General features: G+C 65.0%; 2 protein-coding genes and 1 pseudogene. All 3 read left to right on the top strand.

From position 1 onward, the window contains the following. Positions 1–183 (top strand): annotated as a pseudogene (locus EOA38_RS33740) (hypothetical protein); the annotation flags it as partial. Positions 184–290: 107 nt separating this feature from the next. Then, a complete protein-coding gene (locus tag EOA38_RS33735; protein WP_127301263.1) occupies positions 291–1,382 on the top strand; it encodes an LLM class flavin-dependent oxidoreductase in 1,092 nt (363 codons plus the stop codon). 54 nt (positions 1,383–1,436) lie between these two features. Beyond that, positions 1,437–2,428: aldo/keto reductase (locus tag EOA38_RS33730; protein ID WP_127301262.1), on the top strand; the 992-nt coding region annotated here is incomplete at its 3' end.

Below are 2,428 nucleotides of genomic sequence, written 5' to 3'. Positions count from 1 at the left end.
CTGCCGACCGGGTTCGAGGTCTTTGCCGACGCGGTCGTGCCGATCCTGCGCCGGCGTGGGCTGTTCCGCAGCGAATATCAGGGCACGACGCTGCGCGAACACCTCGGCCTCGCCCGACCCGAAAGCCGCTATGCCGCAAAGGCGTACAAGGCGCCGCAGCAGACCGCTCAGACTGCGCACTGAAGACGGGACGAGGGCCGGCGCAAAGGTCTTCCCGCGGCTTGGCGCCTGTATCGTACCGGTCTTAACATCGCCATGTGATCTCATGCCCCGACCAGAATGAGCACCAAATGACTGCCGATCCCGAATTCCTTTGGTACATCCCGAACCAGATCGATCCCGGTCACCGCGGCGATTCCGCTGTCGAGAACCACAACAGCCTGGATACGCTGACCAGTCACGCAAAGGCGCTGGAGGAGCACGGCTGGAAGGGCGCGCTCATCGGAACCGGCTGGGGCCGGCCCGACACGTTCACGGTCGCCGCCTCGCTCGCCGCCCGGACGACCTCCTTCGAGCCGCTCATCGCGATCCGCCCCGGCTATTGGCGGCCGGCGCACTTCGCATCCGCGGTAGCTACGCTGGATCACCTGAGCGCCGGACGTGTGCGGATCAACATCGTTTCGGGCAAGGACAATCTTGCCGCGTATGGCGACAGCGAGGGCGACCAGGCACATCGCTATGCCCGCACCAGGGAGTTCATGCGGCTGGTCCGCAGATTGTGGACCGAAGAGAACGTCACATATGCGGGCGAGCACTTCCACGTCGAAAACTCCACCGTGGTGCCGCGCATCCAGGTCCGTGGCGACCGTCGGCATCCGAAACTCTACTTCGGCGGCGCGTCGGAGGCGGCCGAGCAGGTGTCCGCCACCGAGGCCGACGTCCAGCTTTTCTGGGGAGAGCCGCTCGACGACATCCGGGAGCGAATCGATCGGCTGAAGGCCCTGAGCAAGGCACTCGACCGCGACCTGCCTCCGCTGGAGTTCGGTTTGCGGGTCACCACGCTGGTTCGCGACAGCACGGAGCAGGCATGGGCGGACGCCGAGGCGAAGGTCGCCGAGATGGCGAAAGGCAAGGGCGCCGGCTGGAACGACCACGGGCGCGCCGTCGCCGTGGGCCAGCGACGGCTACTCGATCTGCAGGTCCGCGGCGAGGTGCTCGACGACAATCTTTACACCGCGCCGGGCAAGTACGGCGGCGGCGGTGCCGGCACCACCTGGCTGGTCGGTTCGGCAGCCGACGTCGCCCGCTCGCTCGGCAAGTACCGGGACCTGGGCATCACGCACTTCGTGCTCTCGGACACGCCTTACCTCTCCGAGATCAAGCGGCAGGGCGATCGATTGCTTCCGTTGTTGCGCAATGGGGCCTACACCGCGCTTCGTTGAACCGGCAAAGGCCGGCGAGCGAAGTGTCGCATAGGTGCAGGGAAGGGATTTTGGATGAAGAGAACGGCATTGGGTCCGGACGGTCCGCAAGTGAGCTCGATCTGCCTGGGTTCGATGACCTGGGGCCGTCAGAATACCGAAGCAGAGGCGCACGCACAGCTTGACCGCGCGGTCGAGCGCGGCGTGAATTTCATCGACACGGCAGAGATCTATCCCGTTAACCCGGTTCGCGAAGACTCCGTCGGTCGAACCGAAAGCTACATCGGGAACTGGCTCGCCCGAAGGGACCGGCGTGACGAGTTGGTGATCGCCACCAAGGTGTCGGGTCTTGGCCAGGAGGTCGTGCGCGGGGGCGCGAAGATCACCGCCGAAACCCTGCGGATCGCAGTTGAAAACTCGCTGCGCCGTTTGAGGACGGACTATATCGATCTGTACCAGCTCCATGTACCCAACCGGAGTCACTATCATTTTCGCAGGGTCTGGAGCTTCGACCCGTCCGGCCAGGTGAAGGCAGAGATCGTGGCCGGAATGGCCGAATGCCTGGAAACGCTCAGTGCGCTCCGCAGAGAAGGCAAGATCCGACATTTCGGCCTGTCGAACGAGACGACATGGGGCATGGCGCAGTGGCTGCGCCTCGCCGAAGACGGTGTCGGTCCGCGCCCGCTGACGATCCAGAACGAGTACTCGCTGCTCTGCCGCTACTACGATACCGATCTCGCGGAACTGGCCATGAACGAGGGGGTGACCCTGCTCGCCTATTCTCCGGCGGGAGCGGGCCTGCTGAGCGGCAAATACCGGCCCGACTATTCGCCGGAAGGATCGCGTCGCGCGATCAATGGCGATCTCGGAGGCCGTTGCACGCCGAGGGTCTGGTCGGCGGTCGACGCCTATGTTTCCATCGCTCGGGAGGCCGCCATCCATCCCGTGACGCTGGCGGTTGCTTTCGTGCAGTCTCGTCCGTTTCCCGTCATCCCGATCGTCGGGGCGACGAGCGTCGAGCAACTCGACCACGCGCTCGATGCAGCCGCTATCGCGCTATCGCCGGA

The organism is Mesorhizobium sp. M1E.F.Ca.ET.041.01.1.1, assembly GCF_003997355.1.
In the GTDB taxonomy this organism is placed as follows: Bacteria; Pseudomonadota; Alphaproteobacteria; order Rhizobiales; family Rhizobiaceae; genus Mesorhizobium.
This window is presented reverse-complemented; position numbering and strand designations above follow the sequence as displayed.

What these genes read in the sequence shown, in the direction of transcription:
- EOA38_RS33735 (WP_127301263.1), top strand. Translation starts at nt 291, where the DNA reads ATGACTGCCGATCCCGAATTCCTTTGGTACATCCCGAACCAGATCGAT.